The sequence below is a fragment of the Anaerobutyricum soehngenii genome (genome assembly GCF_009697165.1).
GTDB lineage: Bacteria > Bacillota > Clostridia > Lachnospirales > Lachnospiraceae > Anaerobutyricum > Anaerobutyricum soehngenii.
Map to the genome: position 1 here is coordinate 25,151 of NZ_VULP01000008.1, position 23,150 is coordinate 48,300.

Genomic DNA, 23,150 nt, shown 5'->3' on the forward strand with positions numbered 1-23,150 from the left:
GTGTTATATAGACTATATCATGTGGCTCAAAAAATCAAGTCTATAAAGAAAAAAACGTATAAAATGTATTCTTATCTTACGGTAAACACACTTTATACGTTTCTTTTATTAATGCTCATCAGCAAGAAGCTGGCAATACAGAATATCCAGTGCTTCTTTTACTGCACTGTAACGGACACCCTGACGATCTCCTCCATAAAAACAACGCTTTACAATCGTACATCCCTTTACATAACAACCGATATAAACCAATCCTACCGGTTTTTCTTCTGTTCCCCCTCCGGGTCCGGCAATCCCCGTTGTAACAATAGCGGCATCTGCATTTGCCGCTTTCGCAGCGCCTTCTGCCATTTCTAATGCCGTCTGCCTTGATACTGCACCATACATTTTGAGTGTTTCTTCTTTTACACCAAGCAATTTATGTTTGGCTTCATTAGAATACGTAATGTAGCTCTCCTTAAAAACTTCTGAAATTCCATCGGCATTTACAAGGGTACCTGCCACGAGACCACCCGTACAAGATTCAGCAGCTGTTACTGTCATCTTCTTGTGAAGCAAAATACGTGTAATCTTTTTTTCAATTGGTTCTTCTGCCATAATCCGATTGGAACTCATTATTTTTCATTGCCTCCCTCTTTCAGTACATCGATATTCTTTGCCAGATAATCTACGAGAGAAACAATCGTAAGAATTAATGCAATGTATACAAGAATCTGTTCAACAATATGTATACCACCAGCATAGGCTGGGAAATTCTCACCAAGATTCAGCATGAGCAAAATGATAGCAAACATCTGGAAATTTGTCTTAAACTTTCCCCAATAACTTGCAGCAATAACAACACCGTTGTCACTTGCTACTAAACGGAAACCACTAATGACAAACTCTCTAGCAATAATTACGATAACGATCCATGCGGCAATCTTATTTTGTGCAACTAAACAGATAAATGCAGAAGAAACAAGCATTTTATCTGCTAATGGATCCATGAACTTTCCAAAATTCGTTACAAGATTATACTTTCTTGCAATATGTCCATCTAAAAAGTCTGTAAGACTTGCTGCGCAAAAAAGAACGGTTGCAATCCACTTTGAACCAGCTACAAAATCTGTTAATAAAAAGAATACAAAGAATGGAATCATAATGATTCTCACAATTGTAAGCTTATTCGGTAAATTCATCGGCATAAATAACATCTCCCATCAAATCATATTCATTAGCTCCTGTAATCCGAACAGGAACTATGTCACCGGAAATTAATTCTTCCTCTGCACGAACAAATACATTTCCGTCTACCTTTGGCGCATCCATATAGGTTCTTCCAATATAAATGTCATCCTCATATAAGTAGCCTTCTATTAAAACGGACATCTCCTGACCGATTCGACGTTCTTCTTTTTCAGCAGAAATCTCCTGCTGCAATGCCATAATCTCATCTCTTCGGCTTTCTTTTATATCTTCCGGAATCTGCCCATCCATCTCGGCAGCCTTTGTTCCTTCTTCTGCGGAATAAGGGAATACACCCAGACGGTCAAATTCCATCTTGTCTACAAAATCTACCATATTATTAAATTCTTCCTCTGTTTCACCAGGGAAACCGGTAATTAATGTAGTACGGAGAACAATGTCCGGAATTTCTTTTCTTAACTTCTCCACAAGAGAAATTAATTCTGCTCGATTCGTTCTTCTGCCCATACGCTTTAATATTGTATCTTCACTATGCTGAATTGGGATATCCAGATAATGACAAACTTTTTTTTCTTTTTTCATGACAGCGATAAGCTCGTCTGTAATTTCTTCCGGATAACAGTATAAAATACGAATCCATTCAATACCTTCAATCTCGCAAAGCTTTGTAAGCAGTTCCGGCAACGCCTTTTTTCCATAGCAGTCCATGCCGTATACTGTTGTTTCCTGTGCGATGAGAATCAGCTCTTTGACACCGCTTGACGCAAGATTCTTTGCTTCCTGTAATAAGTCTTCCATAGGGAAACTACGATACTGTCCTCGAATGTATGGAATAATACAATAAGTACAGCGTTTATTACACCCTTCTGCAATCTTTAAATATGCTGTATAACCTCCGGTTGTTACTACTCTCTTATCTGCAAGGGAATCAGGGAGCAGGTCAATAGAAGGGCAGCAATTTATGAAAGATTTTTCTTGTGTTACTGCTTCTTCCGAAGATACCTCCTGTAAACTTTCTGTTCTATCAAGAATTTCATCTAAAATAGAAACAATTTCTGTATAGCCAGTGGTTCCGATCACCGCATCAACTTCAGGAATCTCCTGTTGAATCTCATCCTGATAACGCTGCGCCATACAACCAGTAACGATTAAAGCCCTGAGGTCACCCTTCTTTTTCCATTCAGCCATCTCAAGGATTGTTTCTATACTCTCTTCCTTTGCATCATGAATAAAACAGCAGGTATTCACTACAATCGCATCTGCCTCCGATTCTTCCTGAGCAACGCGATATCCCGCTTCATTCAAAAGTCCAAGCATTTTTTCACTGTCTACAAGATTTTTGTCACATCCTAATGATACAAATAATACATTTTTCATCGGTTATTCATCCTTAATGCTGCTTCTACACAGTTATTCATTAACATGGCGATCGTCATTGGTCCTACCCCACCTGGAACTGGTGTGATTGCAGAAACTTTATCTGCCACTTTATCATAATCAACATCACCACAAAGTTTATTTTCTGCATTTCTGTGGATTCCCACATCAATAACAACTGCTCCATCTTTTACATAGCTCTCATCAAAAAACTTTGGTTTTCCAATAGCTGCTACTAAAATATCTGCTCTCTGACATACTTCTTTTAAATCCTTTGTATGAGAATGACAGATCGTTACAGTTCCATTTTCTCTTAAAAGGAGCATCGCCATCGGTTTTCCAACAATGTTGCTTCGTCCAACAACTACACAGTCTTTTCCGTCAATAGAAATTCCGGAACGCTTTAATAACTGAATAATTCCGGCAGGAGTACAAGATACAAAGCCCGGTTCTCCTGTTGATAAAGCTCCTACACTCTGTGGATGAAATCCATCAACATCCTTTGCAGGAGAGATTGACTGGATAATTTCTTTTTCATCCATATGAGCTGGGACAGGCAGCTGGACAAGAATACCATTGACATGATCATCCTTATTCAGTCTGTCAATTAAGGCAAGCAGTTCTTCTTGTGTTGTTTCTTCTGGAAGTTCATATGCCTGTGATTCAATTCCAATATAAGCGCATGCTTTCTTTTTATTATTCACATATACGCTTGAAGCCGGATCATTTCCTACTTGAATTACAGCTAAACATACAGAAACGCCTTCCTCTTTTAACTGCTTTACCTGTTCTTTTAATTCCTCTTTAATATCAGAAGATATCTTTTTTCCATCAATTCTTAAAGACATGGTATTTCCTCTTTCTTATTCAATATTTTTAATATGTGTATTTCAGAACGCATCAGCATTCCTGCTTTAAACAGCCATAAGATATTTTATAATACAACACTTTTTCCATTTCGTAAAGTCCTGACCGATAAGTCTTTATATATCTTTATAAATATTCCTCAAAATATGCCTCTAATTGTTCTGAAGACATCAGAACTTTACGTGGCTTTGTTCCTTCTTCCGGTCCTACGATTCCAGCATCTGCAAGCTGATCAACAATCCTTGCTGCCCTGTTAAATCCCACCTTAAACATCCTCTGAATCATACCAATAGAAGCTTTATCTTTTTCAATAACAAAACGGGCTGCTGCCTCAAAATATTCATCTTTTTCCTGTGAAATAGCTGCACTGTTTAATTTACTTTCGATTTTTTCAGTAACTTCTGTATCATACACTGCAACATCTTCGTTCTCTTTTAAGAACTCTACTACATCACTAATTTCACTATCTGAAATAAATGCCCCCTGTACACGTACTGGTTTAGAATATCCAGCCGGATAAAATAACATGTCTCCTTTTCCAAGAAGCTTCTCTGCACCGTTCATATCAATGATGGTACGGCTGTCTACACCAGATGAAACAGAAAAGGCGATTCTTGACGGTACATTTGCCTTGATCAGACCAGTAATAACATTAACAGATGGTCTTTGCGTTGCAATCACCAGATGAATTCCTGCTGCCCTTGCAAGCTGTGATAAACGTACAATCGCATCTTCCACCTCGCCAGGCGCAACCATCATAAGGTCAGCAAGCTCATCAATAATAATAACGATCTGTGGCATTTTCTTAATTGTTTCTGGATCAATCTCCCCTGATTTCTGAAGTTCTTTTACCTTTTTATTATATCCTTCAATATTTCTAACACCGGTTTCTGTAAACTTTTTATAACGGTTCGTCATCTCTGCTACCGCCCAGTTCAGCGCACCAGATGCTTTTTTCGGATCTGTCACGACTGGAATCAAAAGATGCGGAATACCATTATAAATACTAAGTTCCACCATCTTAGGATCAACCATAATAAGTTTTACCTCTTCTGGAGAAGCCTTGTACAAAATACTCATGATCAAAGTATTAATACAGACCGACTTACCGGAACCGGTTGCTCCGGCAATCAATAAATGCGGCATCTTTGCAAGATCTGTAACAACGGTTTTTCCACCGATATCTTTTCCTACAGCAAATGCAAGTCTGGACTTAAAATTTTTAAAAGTACTGCTTTCTATCAGATCACGAAAATGTACTGTCTGATTGTGCTTGTTTGGGATTTCAATTCCTATCGCTGCTTTTCCGGGAATTGGTGCTTCAATTCGAATATCTGAAGCAGCCAGGTTCAGCTTAATATCATCCGTAAGTGAAAGAATCTTGCTTACCTTCGTTCCCTGCTCAGGAAACATCTCATACCTTGTTACAGACGGGCCACAGCTAATGTCTGTAATCGTTACATTAACCCCAAAGCTTTCCAAAGTCTGCTGAAGCTTCAATGCAGTTTCTTTTAAATACTGTTCATATCCGGAAGATTGTGTCTGTTGTTCTTTTATAAGAAGAGTAACCGGTGGAAAAATGTAATCCTTTCCTTCTGCCTTTTTTCTATCAGGGACAGCAGCTTCTTTTGCTTTAATTTCTTTAACTACTGTTTCATTAGATATAATCTCGTTATCCTTAGCTTCACTTTCTATCACTTCATTATCTGAAATATTTGAAATTTCACTGGCATTTTCTTCATTATCTGCCGCTTCATTATTTATATCTACAACTTCATTGGTCATAGCTGCTACATTGGCTGTCTCACTATCTATAAGCTTACATTCCGTTGTCTCCTTATCTTTTTCTTTATCTTTTTCCTCATCATTGATTCTTTCAGCCTCTATCGTTGATTGCGAGAAATCAGGGAGATTTACTGAAATATCTTCTTCTAAAATCGCATCTGCTTCTGATACAATATTCTCAACAGATTCTTTGACAGAAGTTTTTAATCCACTTATCTTGATTTCTTCCGGCAAAGAGGTATGAAATCCTCCCTTTGCTTTATGAGGTGCTTCATATACGTCCTCTTCTTTTTCTTTTTGATTCGTTTCTTCTTCAAAGGAGGATGCAGATTCTTTTATTTCGTCAGGGAATGTAAATGCACTGAAATCCAGCTTACCCTGAAACGGTTCTGTCTTCCCATCTTCTTCTGTAAAAGGATAGATTCTTGGATGAAGTTCTTTTACACAATCTTTTCGTTTCACTTCATCAGAGGACGTAAATAATGGAACATTTACTTTTAAATCCTGTAAGTTCTTTACTGATTCTGTCTTATCTGTTTTTTCCCGGGCACTTTCTTTCTGCGATCTACGTTCTTCTAATTCCTTTACTTTTTCCTCGCATTGTTCCGTTCTGCGCTTCTCCGTTGTTTTCTTTTTACCATTTTTCATCTTTAAAAATGACTTTGTTCTATCTGGAGTTTCTTCTTCATCAAGATTAATCAAAATATCTTCTGTAGCAGCAACTTCCCTCTCCAGTTGTTTTTGCTGAGCAGCTTTTTTCCATTCTTCTCTTGATGTTTTCATGTCTTTTACAATCTTTTTGAAAAAAGACACAAAAGAACGCTGTGTGAGCAAAATACAGGATAACAGGAAAATGCAAAAGAGAATTACCATAGCTCCTGCCGTCCCAAAGCCTTCTTTTAACAATAGGGCGATTCCACCACCGATAATTCCTCCTGTCACATGATTATTGATTGCCAGTGAAAATAAATCATGTACTGTTATGGAAGCACCTTTATACAACAACTGAGAAAGTGCAGACACTTCCATCAAAATGATAAAACCTGCGCCACACTTTTTCATCGCCAGTGTACTATAATCATTTGCAATTAAAATGGTTACGCCAAGGAAAAAGAATACCGGCATAACAAACTGCGCACAACCAAAAATACCAAAAAAGAAACTTGCAAGCCACTTTCCGATCATCCCACAATGACCAAAATTACTAAACATCATCAGAACAACTAATCCGAATGAAACAACAAGCGTTATCTCATTGCTCATAGGAATACCCTCATCTCTTTGCGTATAGTTTCTTTGTGCACTGTTTTTTTGTGCACTGTTTTTTTGTGCCGTTCCTTTTTTTCTTCTTGTTGTGCTGCCCTTTGCGGTACTTTTCCTTGTCACATTACTGCCCGGTGCTGTTTTCTTTGTCGTTTTTCGTTTTGTTTTATTCTCGTTTGTTTTACTATTTGCCATATATAACACCTTTATATTCTAAGTTTGATATTTCTATCATCATATCACAAATACCCGAAGAAAAAAAGATGCGTTCTTAAAATAAATAACACTGTTTTTATCTTATTAATTTTTATAATTTCTTCTTTTCCTTCTTCTTTCTATCTCCTGATGCAGCCAGAAAAGTGCCTCGGAGATACCGCCAACCTCGTGAATCAATCCCTCTTTTACTGCCATTTCTCCTACAAGAATTGTTCCCAGATCTTTTACCATCATCCCCTGTCGCAGCATCATTCTTTCTATCCTGCTTTTTGTAACTCCGGTATGTGCTTCCACAAATTTAAGAATCCTGTCCTGAATTAATTTGAAATATTCAAAAGTCTGGGGTGCACCAATTATCGTTCCATTTAAACGTACTGGATGAAGGACCATTGTCGCCGTTGGTGCAATGAATGTTCGATCTGCCGCTACAGATAATGGTACACCAATAGAATGACTGTCACCAATAATTAGAGAAACGGTTGGTTTCTTTATAGATGCAATCATCTCTGCTACGGCTAGCCCACAAGAGCAATCCCCTCCTACGGTATTTATAAGGAAGAAAATTCCCTCTATTTCTTCACTATCCTGTGCTTTTGCCAAAATAGGAAGTAAATGTTCATACTTTGTCGTCTTTATTCGCTCTGATGACAGATTATGTCCTTCGATTTCACCAATAATTGACAAAAACAAAATATGATGTCCTGATATCCCATCTTCCAGTACGATTTCTCCAACTTCTAATAAATTATTTAACTGCTGATTCATGAGCTGCCTCCTGTATTTTTTTCTAGCATACCCATTTCAAGCAAAAAAACACCAGAGAACTCCATTACATTTCACTCTCCAGTGTTTTCTTTTTATTTAGAAACTTTATAAAACTTATGATTATTCTGAAACTGACTACTCACCTTCAAACAATTCCAGTTTTTAAAAGCGTCCATATGTGCATCATAATATTCTTTATCTAAAATCAATGCCTGGGAATATCCCTTCTCTATATCTCCTATCGCTTCCTCTACATGCGAAAACGTGATTGCCCGTCCTTTGTATTTATTTTCAAGATATTTTGCAAATCTTTCTTCACCGGCTCCAGCCGGTGCTGCAATTATTTTATTTTTGAGACTTCGCATATCAAGTAATCTGCTTTCTTTCGGAACCAATACACAAATATCTGATGTGTAAAATTCACTTCCAGAAAGAACTTCCTTTTCTCCGGTTTTTACGACTGTACTGCCAATAAAGCCATCAACAGATTGTTCTGAAAGACTTTGTTCTGAAGCAGAAATATCCATCGGAACAAACATATAAGTAAACGACTGTTCTTTTGAAAGCTTATCTAAAAATGTCACATACAAACCTTTTTCTGTGCCATCAACGTCTTTATAATAATATGGCGCATTGTTATCAACTACACCAATATAATAATCTACTTTCTTCTCCGTTTTCTTTTTTTGATTGCCAAATTGACATCCTGCAAGAATACATAAAAGTAACAACGTTATGATTCCCAGTGTAAATTGCTTTCTTTTTTGCATTCGGACCCTCCTGTTAATTTTAATGTACTCTCAAAGCCTCCACTACACTTGCTTTTGTGAGAAGATTATGAGAGTATATTTATAGTCCCAGCTCATGTCTGTAAATCTGTATTCTTTTTTCTATTTCATCTAATTCCTTATTGATTTCCTGAATACGTGCCTTTCCCTGTTCTACATCAATTGCTGTATCCTGCATAATTTTTGTAATATAACGGGGCAGATTTAAATTATAATCATTTTCCTGAATCATTGCTTTAGATACACACGAGCATAATCCGGGAATCGTTTTTCGCTCCATCCAGAGTGTCTGTAAGTTTTTTACCTGTTCTCTATTAAATTCTTCCACTTCAGAACAATCAAAAAACATCACATCATCTTCACTTCGATTCAACTTTAAAAACAAAAAGACTTCTGCCTGCCCATTTGAATGAAATATAGTATCTGGAAGTAACATCACCGTATCAAGACAATTTAATTCATCTACAAGATACTTGCGGATCTGTGCTTCTCTTCCTTCACGATATAACATTGCTCCCGGAAAGATGGCAGCTAGAGAACCATCTTTTTTCAGGCAGGACAATGCTGTTAACAAAAATGGAAATTCTCCCTTTGTTCCAGAATAAAACTGCTCTTTGCCAACCGAAATTTTTGGTGGCGATACATATTCACCTGCCTCTACGCCTTCTGGCATAAAAATTAAAATATGGTCAGCACCTTCCGGAAGTTCCTGTCTTGCCTTCCAATCTCTCTTCATGAAGAAATGTAAATCATTTAAGGGAATTCCTTTCATATAACAAAGAATAGTGAAAATATCAATATATTCTTCTTCCTTTGCATATCCGTAAATATCTGCCTCTTCTCCAGCATTTGTAATATAGGAAGCCAAAATTCCATACTGAAATTCAGGCAAAAGAAACTTCTTTTTTTCTGACACACTCTGCACATTGTTATTAAAAAAAATATTATATAATTCGCACAGTTCTTCTGATATATACGTATCCTTCTTTAATCTTGCAAATTCCGTAACTAAAAGAATAAATAAATTGGGATACTGACTCAACAATTCTTCTTTTGGATTCCAACCATTGATTTTTTTTAAAAACTTACGAAAAAATCTGGCATAACTTTTTTGTTTTTCCAAAGAATGTACTTTTTCAAGTTTTTTATAAAAAGAAAAGTCTGTCAATTGAAATTCTTTATTAAGCATGTGAAGAAAGGAAGAGGCTGATTCCATAAATTTTAAAAAAGAAGCTACCTGAAGCTTCCCTCGTATTGCCATTTTTACTAATTCACCTGGTTTGTATACATCTTCTAATAAGTCATCATGTTTTAAACAAAGATACTGATAAAATAAGAGGAACACACAACTATCTCTGTATTCCTCAAATGTCAGACCCGGATGACTTTCACTTAAAATCGACAAAAATTCATTATGTATCTGTTCTCTGTCCATCCGATTCCCCTTTTTATATTTTTTCTAAATAGTGCATCATTTCTTCTGTCAAAATTGCTTCTTCTAAACGCATTTTTTCCATGAGCAATACTTCTTTTCTCTTCTGATAATAATACAGCTTACCAATGGACATCTGCGTTGACAAATTCGGGCACTCGATCATCAGCTGACGAATCATATGAACTGACAATACTTTGACAGAAGAATTCCCCTGAATAGCAATCATTCTCTGTCTTTTTATTTCAGGATGCTCATTAAAATACCACGCAAAATAATAAGGATCCATAATTCCATTCTGAAACTCTATAGAGACAAAATTTGATGGAATAATTTTCCCTTCATGCTGCTTTTCTAATACAGCAGCGCGGTGGAAGGAGGTCAGCCCTATTACAATACTGTGTTCTTTTGCCAGATTCAGATTCTTAGTCTTTTTTCTATCAACCAAAGCAGTTGGTACTTCATAGTCCCATACTCCATTTTCCTCATCTATCAGCTGACTGATCGTAAGAATGGGATATTCCTCTCCCTCACTTAATATCTTTGGCTTTATTCTGTTTAATACCACACCATGTGTAATCTGACTGATCTGCTCTAAAAGGAGTTCCAACCTTCACTGCCTCCCCGTAACAATAATTTATTTGATGATCTCACGAAGTGCAAGATTAATTCTTCCCATCTTATCAATTTCAAGAACTTTTACTTTTACTTTATCACCAATATTAACAACGTCTTCTACCTTCTCTACTCTTTCTTTAGAAAGCTTGGAGATATGAATCAGACCATCTTTATTAGGAGCCAACTGCACAAATGCACCAAAGTTCATAATACGGACTACTTCTCCTTCATAAATTTTACCTGCTTCTACTGGTTCTACAATAAGACGAATAATTTCCATCGCTCTGTCGATCATAGCCTGATCTACTCCACAGATGTCTACTCTTCCTTCATCATTAATATCAATCTTTACACCAGTTTCATCAATAATTGCATTGATTGTTTTACCCTGTTTTCCAATAATCTCACTGATCTTATCTGGATCTACATGCATCTGCATGATCTTTGGAGCATATTCTCCAACATGATCTCTTGGTGTAGAAATCACTGGTTCCATAACATTAGTAAGGATATGTTCACGAGCTTCTTTTGTACGTGAAATTGCTTCGCGGATAATGTCCGGTGTCAATCCATGAATCTTAATATCCATCTGGATTGCTGTAATACCATCATGTGTACCTGCAACCTTAAAGTCCATATCTCCGAAGAAGTCTTCTAATCCCTGAATATCTGTCAGTACAATGTAATCATCATCACTGTCTCCTGTTACAAGACCTGTAGAAATACCTGCAACTGGTTTCTTGATCGGAACACCGGCTGCCATCAAAGATAAAGTAGAAGCACAGATACTTGCCTGAGAAGTAGAACCATTAGATTCTAATGTCTCAGAAACAGTACGAATAGCATATGGGAATTCATCTTCACTAGGAAGTACTGGAACTAATGCCCTTTCTGCTAACGCACCATGTCCGATTTCACGACGTCCCGGACCACGACTAGGCTTTGTTTCACCTACAGAGTAGCTAGGGAAATTATAATGATGCATATATCTCTTCGATGTTACATTTGCATCAAGACCGTCAATCTTCTGTGCTTCAGATAATGGTGCTAATGTTGTAATTGTCATAATCTGTGTCTGTCCGCGGGTAAACATACCTGAACCATGTACTCTAGGTAAAAGATCAATCTCAGCAGCAAGTGGACGGATTTCATTGATTGCACGACCATCTGGACGCTTATGATCCTTTAAGATCATCTTTCGAACGGTCTTCTTCTGGAACTTATAAACGGCATCATCAATTAATGGAAGCCAGTCTTCGTGTTCCTCTGCATAACGCTCTTCCAGTTTTTCTTTAATCTGTCGGATATTCTCTTCACGAACCTGTTTTACATCGGTAAATACTGCTTCTTCCATCGCTTCCGGTGTAATAAAGGATACCATATCATCCCATAAATCTTCCGGTGTATCTACATGTTCGTATTCATGCTTTTCTTTACCACATTCTTCTACAATACGGTCAATAAACTTAATAACTTCTTTATTTACTTCATGTGCCTTGAAGATAGCTTCAATCATCTTATCTTCCGGAACCTCATTCGCACCAGCTTCGATCATAATAACCTTCTCGGCTGTAGAAGCAACTGTAAGTGCAAGATCAGAAACTAACTGCTGATCCGCTGTAGGGTTCACGATAAACTCACCGTCAATAAGACCAATTCTTGTTCCGGCGATCGGACCATCAAATGGAATATCTGAAATAGATGTTGCAACAGAAGCGCCAAGCATTGCTGTTACTTCTGGTGAACAATTAGGATCCACTGCCATAACCAGATTATTCAATGTTACATCATTTCTATAATCTTTAGGGAATAACGGACGCATTGGACGGTCAATTACACGAGAAGTAAGAACTGCATGTTCGGATGCCTTTCCTTCTCTCTTATTAAATCCTCCCGGAATCTTACCTACCGCATACATCTTCTCCTCAAACTCCACACTCAGAGGGAAGAAGTCAATTCCTTCTCTTGGCTTTTCTGAAGCTGTTGCTGTAGATAAAACCACTGTATCACCATAACGCATAAGAGCAGCACCATTCGCCTGCGCTGCCACTTTTCCAATCTCAACTGTTAATGTTCTTCCGGCCAGTTCCATAGAAAACTGTTTTACCATCATTTAAACCTCCTAAAAATATATATTAAATACAGGGAAGGTTTCCGAAACAACTGAAAAAGACACTGGGCATGCAATGTCCTTTTCAGAAGTCTCGGGCACATCCTTCCCATAGTCATAAATTATGACCTAATCTTTACCATTCTATCACAGGATAAAAAAAACTGCAATAGTTGAGGTTACTATTTAATTCATTAAGAGAAAACAGACGAAAAAAGAAATACTACCATATCCCATCTGCTCTGTAGTCGCTGTGTTTAAGATGCTTATCCGCATCTTAAACACGCTCCAAAGCCGCATCTGGGATATGATAGTATTTCTTTTTTCTGTGTTTTGGCTCCAGAAGGAATGAATGCAATAGTCTTTGGAGAGAGAGATGGGGAAGAGGACAGAAAGGTTCCTGCTTGCTCGGAAGATTTCTTCCATGGCAGCAGGTTGTTGAAATTTCGTAAGCAAGTAATCTTTGGATACCGTTCTTTAAAAGTCCCTTCCGGATTTTTAAATCGCTTATACATGTCCATAATAATGTTTACAAATCACGAGATATTTTTTCAATTACTAAACTATACAAACCCCAAAGTATTTACTCATCTAAATAAAACTCATCCAACACATACGTCGTCACCGGCGTAATAAACAATTCATACCGTATAACCAACCTTATCAAATCATTCCCATCAATTAAAGTAATCGGTGTCCCTGCTCTCGCAGCTTCTCTCGCCTGATTTGTAAATCGGCTATTAGTTATGAAAACACCATAATCTGCCTGATATTTATTCATTGCTTCAATCCCTCCGTCATTTGAGATTTGGATGCTTTTACTCGTGAACTGTACTCCCATTTTAGTAAGTAATGCTCTTGAGAACTGTTCGAATTTAGCTGGAGACATTTTTGCAATAGCACTTTGCAATTTTTATATAATATAACATGATTTTTCCTCCCGAATACTTTTCTCATTTGTTTTCTTATTGGTAATCTTTCACGTTCTTTTTTGATATATTTAAGGAAAATTATAACATATTTTCTCTAATTTCATCATAAAAACACGCAGTCTCAGATAATCTTTATCTAAGATTGCGTGTTATATTTTTTATAGAGACCTCTAAGAGATTCTTAGCTATCTATTTTAGAACTTCCTTAGAGTCTTTTTACATCTATTCTGGACCCCCCTGACCTACATTTTGTAATCCCCTTCATGGATATTTTTATCTATAATCCCCTGACACCTCTATATAACTCCGCTTCCCACGAATATAATCCTCATATGCTATTTCCGGGTCTTTGCCCTTGAATACCGTACAAAGTCCACACATATCGCAATCGGCAATGCAGGAAAATGTTTTTTTGATGTATTGTCGTCTTTCTTCTTCTGTGGAAGATTCTATTTCTGGTGGTCGCATAATTATCTTCACCTGCCTTGCTATCTTACTAGTCCAGTATGACTTCGGTATTCTTCGTTTAATTGACGGAGTTCTTTTTCACCGTTGATATATGGTTCATAAAAAGCATCTACCAGACCACCGCCTAGATTGTCACAGCCATTGCAGAAGTCACAGGCTCCACCACACTGGCTGAGTCCTTCCTGTACGATACGGATTCGTTCTTCTTTTGTTGTGTCCTTTATTAATATGCTTTTGATTTCCATGTGACATCTTCCTTTCTTGCTGCTACTTGACTTTTGGCTAAATCATATTCATTCTTAGAGTTATCCCATTCTTTTTTAAATTCTTTATTATCAAGCTGTTTGTTAAGATATTTTCTGAAATCACTCATAGAACTTATTCCCACCTTTTATTTTTGTTTTTCATTAATTCTTTGTCTTTATTATATGTGATATAATCCACATTATCAAGTTGGATTAATGCACACATACGTCGCATTATCTGGAAGTAACTGTGATTTTTTATAATATTTATCCTTTTCCAACAAGAATACTCCCACCTCTAGAGCATGTTTAAAAAATGCTTTCTGTAAGATGTACGTTACAATTTGTGGAGATGAATTGTATCCATTCCCCACTTGATAGTGTATCCTAATCATAGTATAATATATTCAGTTAAATAATGAAAAACAAAACCAAGAGAACAAAACTTACCAAAATTAGGAAAACGCTTATCTCTACAGGTGAGTGAGAATGTCACGCTAGGATTACTATAGTTAATTTTATAACAAATGACCATTTTAATATAGAGGTATTTTCAGATGAAGGAACCACAATTACTACAGACAAAAGCTTATGATTATTTAATTAATCTAATCAAAAAGGGTGAATTAGAAACAGATAAAATTTATTCTTTAAATCAGCTTGCTAGAGAGGCAGGATTTTCAAAAACTCCATTTCGTGATGCTGTATTGCGTCTTGAACAGGAACGTTATATCGACATTCTTCCAAGCCGAGGCTTTACTCTCCATAAAATGTCCAAAGAAGATATTATTGAAACATATCAGATGAGGAATGCTATTGAAATATACTGTTCTAAACAACTTGCTCTCCACTTAGATACTCCTCGCGGACAGGAATATTTTAATAAGCTTTCTACTAAAATAGAACTTCAAAAAGAGATACGAAACACAACACATTCTGAAGAAGACTTCGGTCGGAAAGATTATGAGTTTCATCGAAGTATTGTGCAATATGTAGATAATGAATCCATGTTAGAAATCTATCGCCGTTTTATGTACCGTATATTCTGGCTGACAGTTACTTCCTTTTCTCAAAAAGGCCGAATGGATGAGACAATCAATGAACACATTTCCTTATTAAATATGATACAGGCACAGGACTTAACCGCACTTGAAAAACTCATCATGCATCACCTTGATGTGCCTCAAAAAATTACATTAAGTTTAATTTAATAACAACCAAAGGGGGGCTTTATATCCCATTTGCTCAATAGATGTTACATTTTTGAATAATAAATTCAACTATCGCCAAAGACAGCCTCTAAGAAATAATCAAACCCCTATATGTGGTCTCGGAGCAAGTGTTGAATACAAGCTTAAAGCGAGTATTCAACACACCGCGACTAAAGTTACATATAGGGGTTTGATTATTTCTTAGGGGCGTCTGTTCCTTCCTAAATTACTTATTCAATCTCCGCAATACATACTACCTGACTGGAGTCTAATCCTTTGATAAGTAATGGAGCATTGAAAAATCTCTTAATTTTTGCTCCCTTTGGTATGTCTGCCAAATGCATGTCTTCTACACCTGTAACGAACTTACCTGTATAATATCCAAGCATATGTCTATGACAATCTGGTGGTAATTCTCCTTCTGGACATTTGGATGAAGCAGAACCAATTGCTAAGAAGTCCATTCCAACACCTTTTAAATTAGGGAAATTCTCTGTCAAGTAATCTCCTGCACTTGGAGCAATGTAGGAACCTTCATTCTGATATGTATTCTGATCTGTCTCTCTATATTTTTCCATTCCTGTACGGATTAATGCAAAAGAAACTTTAGATAAAATATCTGCAAATGGTTCTAAATCTTCTTTATAAATACCTTCTGCCGGTCCTTTTGGAATCTCCAAAAGTGCAACTTCTGTATGGCAGAAATAATCAATAGAAAGATCATTGATACTAAGTCCGTCTTTTACAAAATGTCTTGGTGCATCCATATGTGTTCCACAATGGTTTGGCAGTTCAGATACAAAACTGCAGAATGGACAGTCATCGGAAACATCTGTACACTGTGTTGTCTTTACAACAGGTTCTCCTGGCCATGCATAACCTTCTGGATCTAATGGGTGTGATAAAAACATAAACATATATAACTCCTCCTCATACATATATTATTTTTAAATTTTACTTTCTCAACTACTTTTTATTTCCTATTACTTTTTTAACCAGTCTACTTTGTTTTCATTAAAATCTCTACAGCTTCTTTTAAAGTAGTATCTCCACCTACATTACCAGGGAAAATAACATATGGTGTTAATGGAAACTTACTTTCTGTACCTGTCTGCCACACTGGAATACCCGGTCGAATCTGACCTAAAACATTCGCTCTTGTAACAGCAAGTGCCTTTGTTCCTACATCGGATGAAGTAATTCCCCCCTTTGCAATAACAAAACTTGGTGTTACTGTAAGTCTGCCAACTAAGGACTGTACTGCATCAGAAATTCGTACAGAAAGTCTCAAATCATCTTCCTTATCTCCGGTATCTGCTGTGATTAACACTCTTGTAGTATAAACACAAACTGACTTACCAGATGAAATATATTCTTCTTCTAATGCAAGACATCTTTCTACTTCTTCAGCAAATGCTGCTTCATTATTTACAAGTGTTGCATTAAGTTCAACAAAAGCAATGTCTTTATTCTCTCTTAGTTTTTCCATCTGTCTGGTTGTTTTGTCGGTATGAGAACCTACTACGATAATTCCACCGTTATCCGTCTCTTTTACAACCATCTGCTCTCTTGTCAATAACGGCTGATTACTGACACCACCCATTACCTTTACAATTGCAGCAGCAGTACGGAACATAAAGTTCTTTCCCTTTTTCATAGCTCTAAAAAGTGCTACGCAGAAAATCTTTACATCGACATAATCAATCGCATTCACGATAACTTTATTAAAATCTTCTACCGCTAAAAGCTGTTCTTCTATCTTATCATAATTCAGTTCACGAATATTCTCCAAAGAAATCGCTGTAACATTCTCCTTTTTATATGCTCCCTGCGTCTTCTCCTCAACATATTCCTTTAGATTAGAGACGGTATATCCAAAAGTTTTATCTTTTGCAAATTCTGTCTCAGCTGCTGGTACAAGCGTGTCATCATACTGTACATAATGCACGTCATCAATCGTAAAACGTCCCCCCTCTTTAAAAAATGGACATAACACTTCACCATCTATCTTTTTACCAGTGTTCTTTTCATATTCATCTTTTAAAATAGTTGTTTCTAACGGATAATGTCCTCTTAATGTAGAATCACTTCTACTGATAAAAAGGTATTCCTTTCCCGTTTCTTTTGCTACCTGATCTACTACTTCTGCAATCTCCTTATGTGCTTTTTCTGTCTGTGCAGCTGTAAATCCTCTGGAATTCGTTAATATGTAAAAAAGTTTATTCTCCTCAGCAAATCCCTGTTCAATGCTTGCCTTCTCCCAATTCGTATAAACAGAAATATCATGAACGGTCTGTACACCTGTAGGGTCATCATCCAATACAACGATTTTCTTCTCGTTATCACGAATCTCTTCTGCCAACACCTTATCTACTTCCGCTTCCTGCACTGGCGGATAGGAACTTAATACATCAATTGATAACGCCATCTTCTTCTCCTTTCTCAAGTGTATTTAAAAATATTTTTGATTTTTTCAAACATATCTTAAGCATTTTTAATCTTTCTTTTTAACCTGAATATCTGCAAGTGCTTCAAAATACTGTACAATTCCGCCATGATCATCATTCATATGTCCATGAATCTTCAATGTCTGTAAAATCTCATAAAGCTGCGCAGAATATGGAATCGGCACATCAATCGCATGTGCTGTGTTCACAACATTTTTAATATCTTTATGATTAATAGAAATCTTTCCTCCTGGTACAAAGTTACGCTCTACAATCATAGGAATCTTTGCATCAAGTACTGCACTTCCTGCAAGACCACCACGAATTGCTTCATATACCTTTACTGGATCAGCCCCTGCCTTCGTTGCCATTACGAATGCTTCCGACACTATGGCAATCGTATTATTTACAATAATCTGGTTTGCCAGCTTAGTAACAGAACCACTTCCGCTATCTCCAATTAGTACCGCAGAACTTCCCATAATATTATAATATGGCATCAGTTTATCAAAATCTTCCTGTCTTCCCCCTGCCATAAATGCAAGTGTTCCATTTACTGCTCCCGGTTCTCCACCAGATACAGGAGAATCTACAAATCCAACTCCAATCTTCTCAAGACCTGCAAAACATTCTTTTGATTCTACTGGAGTTACTGAACTCATATCACAGATAACTTTACCTGCTGTTAAAGTCTGTGCCACACCGCCTTCATCAAATAGTACACTTTTTGAAATATCACCATTTGGTAAAATAAGAAAAACAATATCGCACTTCTCACCAATCTCACGATAGGATGATGCCTGTGCACCACATTCTACGACTTCTTTCACCGCCTGCTCATTAAGATCACAGACCATTAAATCAATTCCTGCTTTTAACAAATTCTTAGCCATTGGCTTACCCATAATACCAAGACCAATAAAACCAACTCTACTCATATAGGAACCTCTCCTTTCTTTTTATCCGCTTTCGATACACTGATATATCGGTTTGCATATATTATATGATATACCGGTATATCAGTCAAGGGTATTATTTATTTTTTACACTTTTCATAAATCTTTTGCCAAGAATTCAGCAATTTGTATAAAATAATTTTGACTTGCTGAAGGCTGTCTTTGGCAATTGAAGAAATTTCAGAATTTGTTTTTAGAGAGATTTGAGAAAGGTTTTAGACGGTTGTGGTTAGTCAAAAAATAGCCAGCCAAAGCACAGCTATCTGAAAATAAAAAAATCTATATTTGTGGCCTCGAAGCAAGTGTTGGATACGAGCAGTAAAGCGAGCATTCAACACGCAACGACTAAAGTCACAAATATAGATTCTTTTATTTTTAGATGGCGTCTCTTTTGCCTACAGTAATCAGAATTTAAAGCACCTGTTTTGCTGCTCCGTAAATTCCAGCATCGTTTCCAAGTGTTGCAAGTAAAATTTTAGTTTTCTGATTTCCATAAAATGCATGGTCGTAGAAATACTTTCTTACGATATCTAAAAGAATATCCCCTGCTTTTGATACACCGCCACCGATAACAAATACTGCCGGGTCAACTGTTGCAGCTAAATTTACTAATGCCTGCCCAAGATAAGCACCAAATTCTTCCGTAATTTCTAATGCTGCTTCATCCCCTGCTTTCGCCGCATCAAATACTTCTTTTGCTGTAATTTCTTTTTTATTTAAGATACTGTTTTTTGCATTTTTCTCGAAATATCTTTTTGTAAGTCGAACGAGGCCTGTCGCAGAAGCGTACTGTTCAAGGCATCCTTTTCTTCCACATCCGCATGTTTCTGTCTCATCATTTCTTACTGTGATATGTCCGATTTCTCCTCCGGCTCCATGAGCACCGACTACTGGATGACCATCAATAATAATTCCGCCGCCAACTCCTGTTCCAAGCGTAACCATAATCAGATCTTTTTCTCCTTCTCCGGCGCCCTTCCACATTTCACCAAGTGCAGCTACATTCGCATCGTTTCCGATAACGCATGGATAACCGGTAAGTTCTTCTAATTCTTTCTTTATTTCTTTTGCCTTCCAGCCTACATTTGCTGCACGTTCAATTGCTCCATTTTTATCAACAGGTGCCGGAACACCCACACCGATTCCACAAATTTCGTCTGCTGCGAGTTTTTTTTCTGCAATCTTTTCCTTAATTGCTTTTGTAACATCTGGCAGAATACGTTCTCCTTCGTTTTCTGTGTAAGTCTTAATCTCCCATTTATCAAGAAGTTCTCCTTCCACTGTGAAAAGACCAAGTTTTACAGTTGTTCCTCCTACATCTACGCCAAAACAATATTTCATGATGTCCCCTTTCTTCTTCCATTTATTGCAATTATAAATTTATAATTGTAAACAAAATTCTCTCTTTATATAATATCACGAATTTGCCCTGTTTGCTTTCATTATAATATTAATTACTGATACATTTCTATCATTTTTCAAATGTTCTTTACCAATATAGCTTTTATCATATTAACATTAGTAACCAATATTAATCATCAAGTAGCTGGATGATCTAACCGATATAATCGCCTCTGTTCTCAACCAGTTCGTACCCGGCAGAACGCACTCGGGCAGATAAACAGTTTTTGCATTTTGCTGCTTCATCCCCAGTACATATTTTATTATCATAAAGTTCATACTGTTTTCGATTCTCCACAGGAGACAGGTTCGGCATCACTACATTTGCCCCTGCACACAGTCCTTTTTCCCGGCCAAGGGGATCTAGCGTTCCGAGTGCCGTTGTTGCTGGAAGCAGTACCTTAGGAAGCAGCAGACGAATGACAGACAATAACTTTAATGTCAATTCTACACTTCCTGCTTTTTCATTCGCAAACCTGGTATCATGATGCGGAATAAACGGACCGATTCCGACCATCTGTGGCTGTAATTCCTGTAAAAAAACTAAATCTTCCGCCAGATGCTCCCATGTCTGTCCTGGTGAACCGACCATAAAACCGGCTCCTACCTGATAGCCAAGCTCTTTTAATTCATATAAACATTTTTTTCGATTAGAAAGATGCATACTATCCGGATGCAGCATATGATAATGTTCTTCATTCGCCGTTTCATGACGAAGCAGGTAACGATCTGCTCCGGCTTCCTTCCATGTCTGATATGTTTCTTTAGACTTTTCCCCCACAGATAATGTAATTGCACAATCTGGATGTGCTTTTTTTATCTTTCTAACAATATCTGCAATTCGTTCTTCTGTATACCATGGGTCTTCTCCACCTTGTAGCACAAATGTACGAAATCCAAGTTTCTCTCCATTGGCACAGCAGTCAAGAATTTCTTTTTCAGTGAGACGATATCGTTCTATATTCCGATTATCTCGTCTGATTCCACAATAATAACAATTATTTTTGCAATAATTTGTAAATTCGATTAGTCCCCTTGTAAATACCTTCGTTCCATAGTATTTTTTACGAATCTTTACTGCTTCTTCCTTTATATATTCCATGCTTTCCGGAACATCAAACAAAGAAAACAGTTCTAAACATTCTTCTTTACTCAGAGAGTGTGTTTCTACAAGTTTTTTTGAAATATCCATTTTTCCCCTCTAGTAATTAATAATAGTTCGGTTCATCTGGCATAATTAAAGCGGCTACGATATAAAATAATATACCAGATCCTCCGGCTAATGTAAAAAGAACAACAAGCAGACGAATTAATGTTGCATCAATTCCGAAAAATTCTGCAAAACCTCCGCATACGCCACAAATTTTTTTGTCTAATGATGATTTATAAAGTTTGTTTTCCATAAAATACTCCTTTCTTTTTCTTACCTATTCTTGTCTACTCTGTTAAATACTAATTTTCATTTTTGTCTGAATCGTTCTTTTTCTGATTCTGAGTAGTTGTCTGTGACAGTTCTTCCTGTATTTCTTTTTGTTCTGCAAGAGAATCCGCCCATTTTTTATTAAATGTAGTATAAGACATTGCTGGCAGGGTAATTGTTCCATCCTCTCCGGAAATCTGACGAACTTCTGCCTTCTGTATCTGTGTATGTTCTGCAAGATAATTCATCTGATAATCGGCAAGTTTATCGGCAATCAAAAGTGCTTGTCCTCTTGTGATAAGCTGCTTACCAGCTTTACAGGAATCATCCACCGCTAATGTTCCTGATACGAAAGAAGCATACGCTTCTCTTGTTTCTTCACTTATATTCTCTATTCCGGTACAAGCTGACAATGCCTCTTCTATCTTATCATCTGCAACCGTCACCGGATACAATTCCTGAATTAACTGTGCAAATCGCACTGTGCTGACCGTTCCATTTGCATTTTCTGTAATAAAAGCGGTTAATGCTGGATTATCCTTAAGAGAGTCTATCGCACCTAACATCGTACCAAGCTGACTTCTTGTAATCGCTTTATTTGGGTCAAAAAGTCCGTTATTTTGTACCGGGTAGCAATGCAATGAAGAATATTCACTGTAAACATCTCCATATTTTTTAGAACTTCTCACATCATAATTACTTGGTGTTAAAGTAATTTTCCCCTTTTTATAACTCTTAAATGCATAATCAAATAAACTTCTGATCGAGGCAAATGTGCTTTCCTTGCTCACATTTCCAAAATATGCACAGATTAGTTCATGTCCTTCATCATCTGTTGCTGTTGCGATAAATACATGACCGGCAGCATTGGTTGTACCGGATTTTGAACCGATAACTTTATAAGCATCATGGTCATAATATGCCATTCCTTTTAAAAACCAGTTCGTTGTATTAATATCCATACCGCCTTTTTGCGTATGATAATGCGCCTTAGCTACAGTGCTTCGAATTAATGGCATTGCCATTGCATAACGGCAAATTTCCGCCATTTCTTTTGCACTGGCATACGTTTCGTTAAATCCTGCCCCAATATCAGAACCAACCGGATTATCAAAATGTGTTTTCTTTAACCCAAGTTCTTTACATTTCTCATTCATTGCCTCTACGCAGGCTTTTTTTGAACCAAATACACCAACCGCCAAAGAATCTGTCGCATCTGCAGCAGAAGACATAAGACTCATATGTAATAAATCTTTGAAAGTGTATTTTACACCGGCTCCGATTCCCAGACTGTATGTACCTGGTGTTGTGCGATATACTACATCGGACTTTGTTTTAATAACAGAATTTACATTTCCCTTCTCTACACAAACAATTGCTGTCATAAGCTTAGCAGTACTTGCCGGATAAATCTTTTTGTTAGCTTTTTGTCCAAAAAGAACTTCTCCTGAACCTGCATCCATCACTGCATATGCATGGCACTGTTTTTTCGGTACTTTTACTTTTGCCTGTCCCTGTAACGGCATTGCAAAAAACAATAAAAGCAATACGATTCCTGTTAATTTCTTTTTCATATCATTCCCCTTTATCTTATGTTTATTTCCTATCTCATTTCATTTTCATGAATGTCCTGACATTCTTGCTGTGAGATGTCCGTCATG

At 37.0% G+C, this 23,150-nt stretch carries 22 protein-coding genes; 1 reads left to right on the forward strand and 21 read right to left on the reverse strand.

Annotation, left to right across the window (positions count from 1 at the left end):
• Positions 1-108: 108 nt before the first annotated feature.
• From FYJ25_RS05515 to FYJ25_RS05580, 14 genes are all read right to left on the reverse strand, one after another.
• Positions 109-615, reverse strand: a complete 507-nt coding sequence (locus FYJ25_RS05515; RefSeq protein ID WP_021907740.1) for a CinA family protein — start codon at positions 613-615, stop codon at positions 109-111.
• The gene (pgsA, locus tag FYJ25_RS05520; RefSeq protein WP_096241595.1) at positions 615-1,181 is read right to left on the reverse strand and encodes a CDP-diacylglycerol--glycerol-3-phosphate 3-phosphatidyltransferase; all 567 of its coding nucleotides are present in this window, start codon (positions 1,179-1,181) and stop codon (positions 615-617) included. The genes FYJ25_RS05515 and pgsA overlap by 1 nt, the downstream gene beginning before the upstream one ends.
• A complete protein-coding gene (gene rimO / locus FYJ25_RS05525) occupies positions 1,165-2,565 on the reverse strand; it encodes a 30S ribosomal protein S12 methylthiotransferase RimO (protein ID WP_154580755.1) in 1,401 nt (466 codons plus the stop codon). The genes pgsA and rimO overlap by 17 nt, the downstream gene beginning before the upstream one ends.
• Positions 2,562-3,413, reverse strand: a complete 852-nt coding sequence (folD, locus tag FYJ25_RS05530; protein ID WP_154580756.1) for a bifunctional methylenetetrahydrofolate dehydrogenase/methenyltetrahydrofolate cyclohydrolase FolD — start codon at positions 3,411-3,413, stop codon at positions 2,562-2,564. Before folD ends, rimO begins: the two co-directional genes overlap by 4 nt.
• Before the next feature lie 145 nt (positions 3,414-3,558).
• Complete coding sequence (locus tag FYJ25_RS05535) at positions 3,559-6,675, reverse strand: FtsK/SpoIIIE family DNA translocase (RefSeq protein WP_243145688.1); 3,117 nt, start codon at positions 6,673-6,675, stop codon at positions 3,559-3,561.
• 105 nt (positions 6,676-6,780) lie between these two features.
• A complete protein-coding gene (locus tag FYJ25_RS05540; protein WP_096240243.1) occupies positions 6,781-7,461 on the reverse strand; it encodes a ClpP family protease in 681 nt (226 codons plus the stop codon).
• Between the two features lie 92 nt (positions 7,462-7,553).
• Positions 7,554-8,231, reverse strand: coding sequence for a substrate-binding periplasmic protein (locus FYJ25_RS05545; RefSeq protein ID WP_154580757.1), 678 nt, complete (start codon positions 8,229-8,231; stop codon positions 7,554-7,556).
• Positions 8,232-8,310: 79 nt separating this feature from the next.
• Positions 8,311-9,684, reverse strand: a complete 1,374-nt coding sequence (locus tag FYJ25_RS05550; RefSeq protein WP_096240247.1) for an N-6 DNA methylase — start codon at positions 9,682-9,684, stop codon at positions 8,311-8,313.
• Positions 9,685-9,697: 13 nt separating this feature from the next.
• On the reverse strand, positions 9,698-10,291 hold the full coding sequence (locus tag FYJ25_RS05555) for a restriction endonuclease subunit S domain-containing protein (protein WP_021907732.1): 594 nt from the start codon (positions 10,289-10,291) through the stop codon (positions 9,698-9,700).
• Between the two features lie 27 nt (positions 10,292-10,318).
• On the reverse strand, positions 10,319-12,409 hold the full coding sequence (locus FYJ25_RS05560) for a polyribonucleotide nucleotidyltransferase (RefSeq protein ID WP_096240249.1): 2,091 nt from the start codon (positions 12,407-12,409) through the stop codon (positions 10,319-10,321).
• A 583-nt stretch (positions 12,410-12,992) separates the two neighbouring features.
• Positions 12,993-13,298 (reverse strand): restriction endonuclease, encoded by a 306-nt coding sequence (locus tag FYJ25_RS14835; RefSeq protein WP_330399957.1) that lies wholly within the window; start codon positions 13,296-13,298, stop codon positions 12,993-12,995.
• 316 nt (positions 13,299-13,614) lie between these two features.
• Positions 13,615-13,809: a hypothetical protein gene (locus FYJ25_RS05570; protein WP_096240251.1), complete on the reverse strand. Its 195-nt coding sequence runs from the start codon at positions 13,807-13,809 to the stop codon at positions 13,615-13,617.
• A gap of 20 nt (positions 13,810-13,829) precedes the next feature.
• Positions 13,830-14,054 carry a hypothetical protein gene (locus FYJ25_RS05575; protein ID WP_055297745.1) on the reverse strand — a complete coding sequence of 75 codons (225 nt, stop codon included), beginning with the start codon at positions 14,052-14,054 and terminating at the stop codon, positions 13,830-13,832.
• Positions 14,033-14,182, reverse strand: a complete 150-nt coding sequence (locus FYJ25_RS05580; protein ID WP_021906471.1) for a hypothetical protein — start codon at positions 14,180-14,182, stop codon at positions 14,033-14,035. The genes FYJ25_RS05575 and FYJ25_RS05580 overlap by 22 nt, the downstream gene beginning before the upstream one ends.
• Positions 14,183-14,611: 429 nt before the next feature.
• Between FYJ25_RS05580 and FYJ25_RS05585 the strand changes: the two genes are divergently transcribed.
• Positions 14,612-15,265, forward strand: coding sequence for a GntR family transcriptional regulator (locus FYJ25_RS05585; protein WP_096240253.1), 654 nt, complete (start codon positions 14,612-14,614; stop codon positions 15,263-15,265).
• Positions 15,266-15,495: 230 nt separating this feature from the next.
• Here FYJ25_RS05585 and FYJ25_RS05590 read toward each other — a convergent pair whose 3' ends face one another.
• The 7 genes from FYJ25_RS05590 to FYJ25_RS05620 all read right to left on the reverse strand — a co-directional run bounded on the left by FYJ25_RS05590 (position 15,496) and on the right by FYJ25_RS05620 (position 23,063).
• On the reverse strand, positions 15,496-16,182 hold the full coding sequence (locus FYJ25_RS05590) for a cyclase family protein (RefSeq protein WP_096240255.1): 687 nt from the start codon (positions 16,180-16,182) through the stop codon (positions 15,496-15,498).
• A gap of 83 nt (positions 16,183-16,265) precedes the next feature.
• The gene (locus tag FYJ25_RS05595) at positions 16,266-17,693 is read right to left on the reverse strand and encodes a four-carbon acid sugar kinase family protein (RefSeq protein ID WP_096240257.1); all 1,428 of its coding nucleotides are present in this window, start codon (positions 17,691-17,693) and stop codon (positions 16,266-16,268) included.
• A 66-nt stretch (positions 17,694-17,759) separates the two neighbouring features.
• Positions 17,760-18,650: a 2-hydroxy-3-oxopropionate reductase gene (garR, locus tag FYJ25_RS05600; protein ID WP_096240258.1), complete on the reverse strand. Its 891-nt coding sequence runs from the start codon at positions 18,648-18,650 to the stop codon at positions 17,760-17,762.
• 429 nt (positions 18,651-19,079) lie between these two features.
• A complete protein-coding gene (locus FYJ25_RS05605; protein WP_096241597.1) occupies positions 19,080-20,009 on the reverse strand; it encodes an ROK family glucokinase in 930 nt (309 codons plus the stop codon).
• 214 nt (positions 20,010-20,223) lie between these two features.
• Entirely contained in the window at positions 20,224-21,261 is a 1,038-nt protein-coding gene (hydE, locus tag FYJ25_RS05610; protein ID WP_154580758.1) for a [FeFe] hydrogenase H-cluster radical SAM maturase HydE, read from the reverse strand.
• Between the two features lie 16 nt (positions 21,262-21,277).
• On the reverse strand, positions 21,278-21,472 hold the full coding sequence (locus FYJ25_RS05615; RefSeq protein ID WP_021907539.1) for a PspC domain-containing protein: 195 nt from the start codon (positions 21,470-21,472) through the stop codon (positions 21,278-21,280).
• A 49-nt stretch (positions 21,473-21,521) separates the two neighbouring features.
• Positions 21,522-23,063 (reverse strand): D-alanyl-D-alanine carboxypeptidase family protein, encoded by a 1,542-nt coding sequence (locus tag FYJ25_RS05620; RefSeq protein WP_154580759.1) that lies wholly within the window; start codon positions 23,061-23,063, stop codon positions 21,522-21,524.
• Positions 23,064-23,150: the final 87 nt, after the last annotated feature.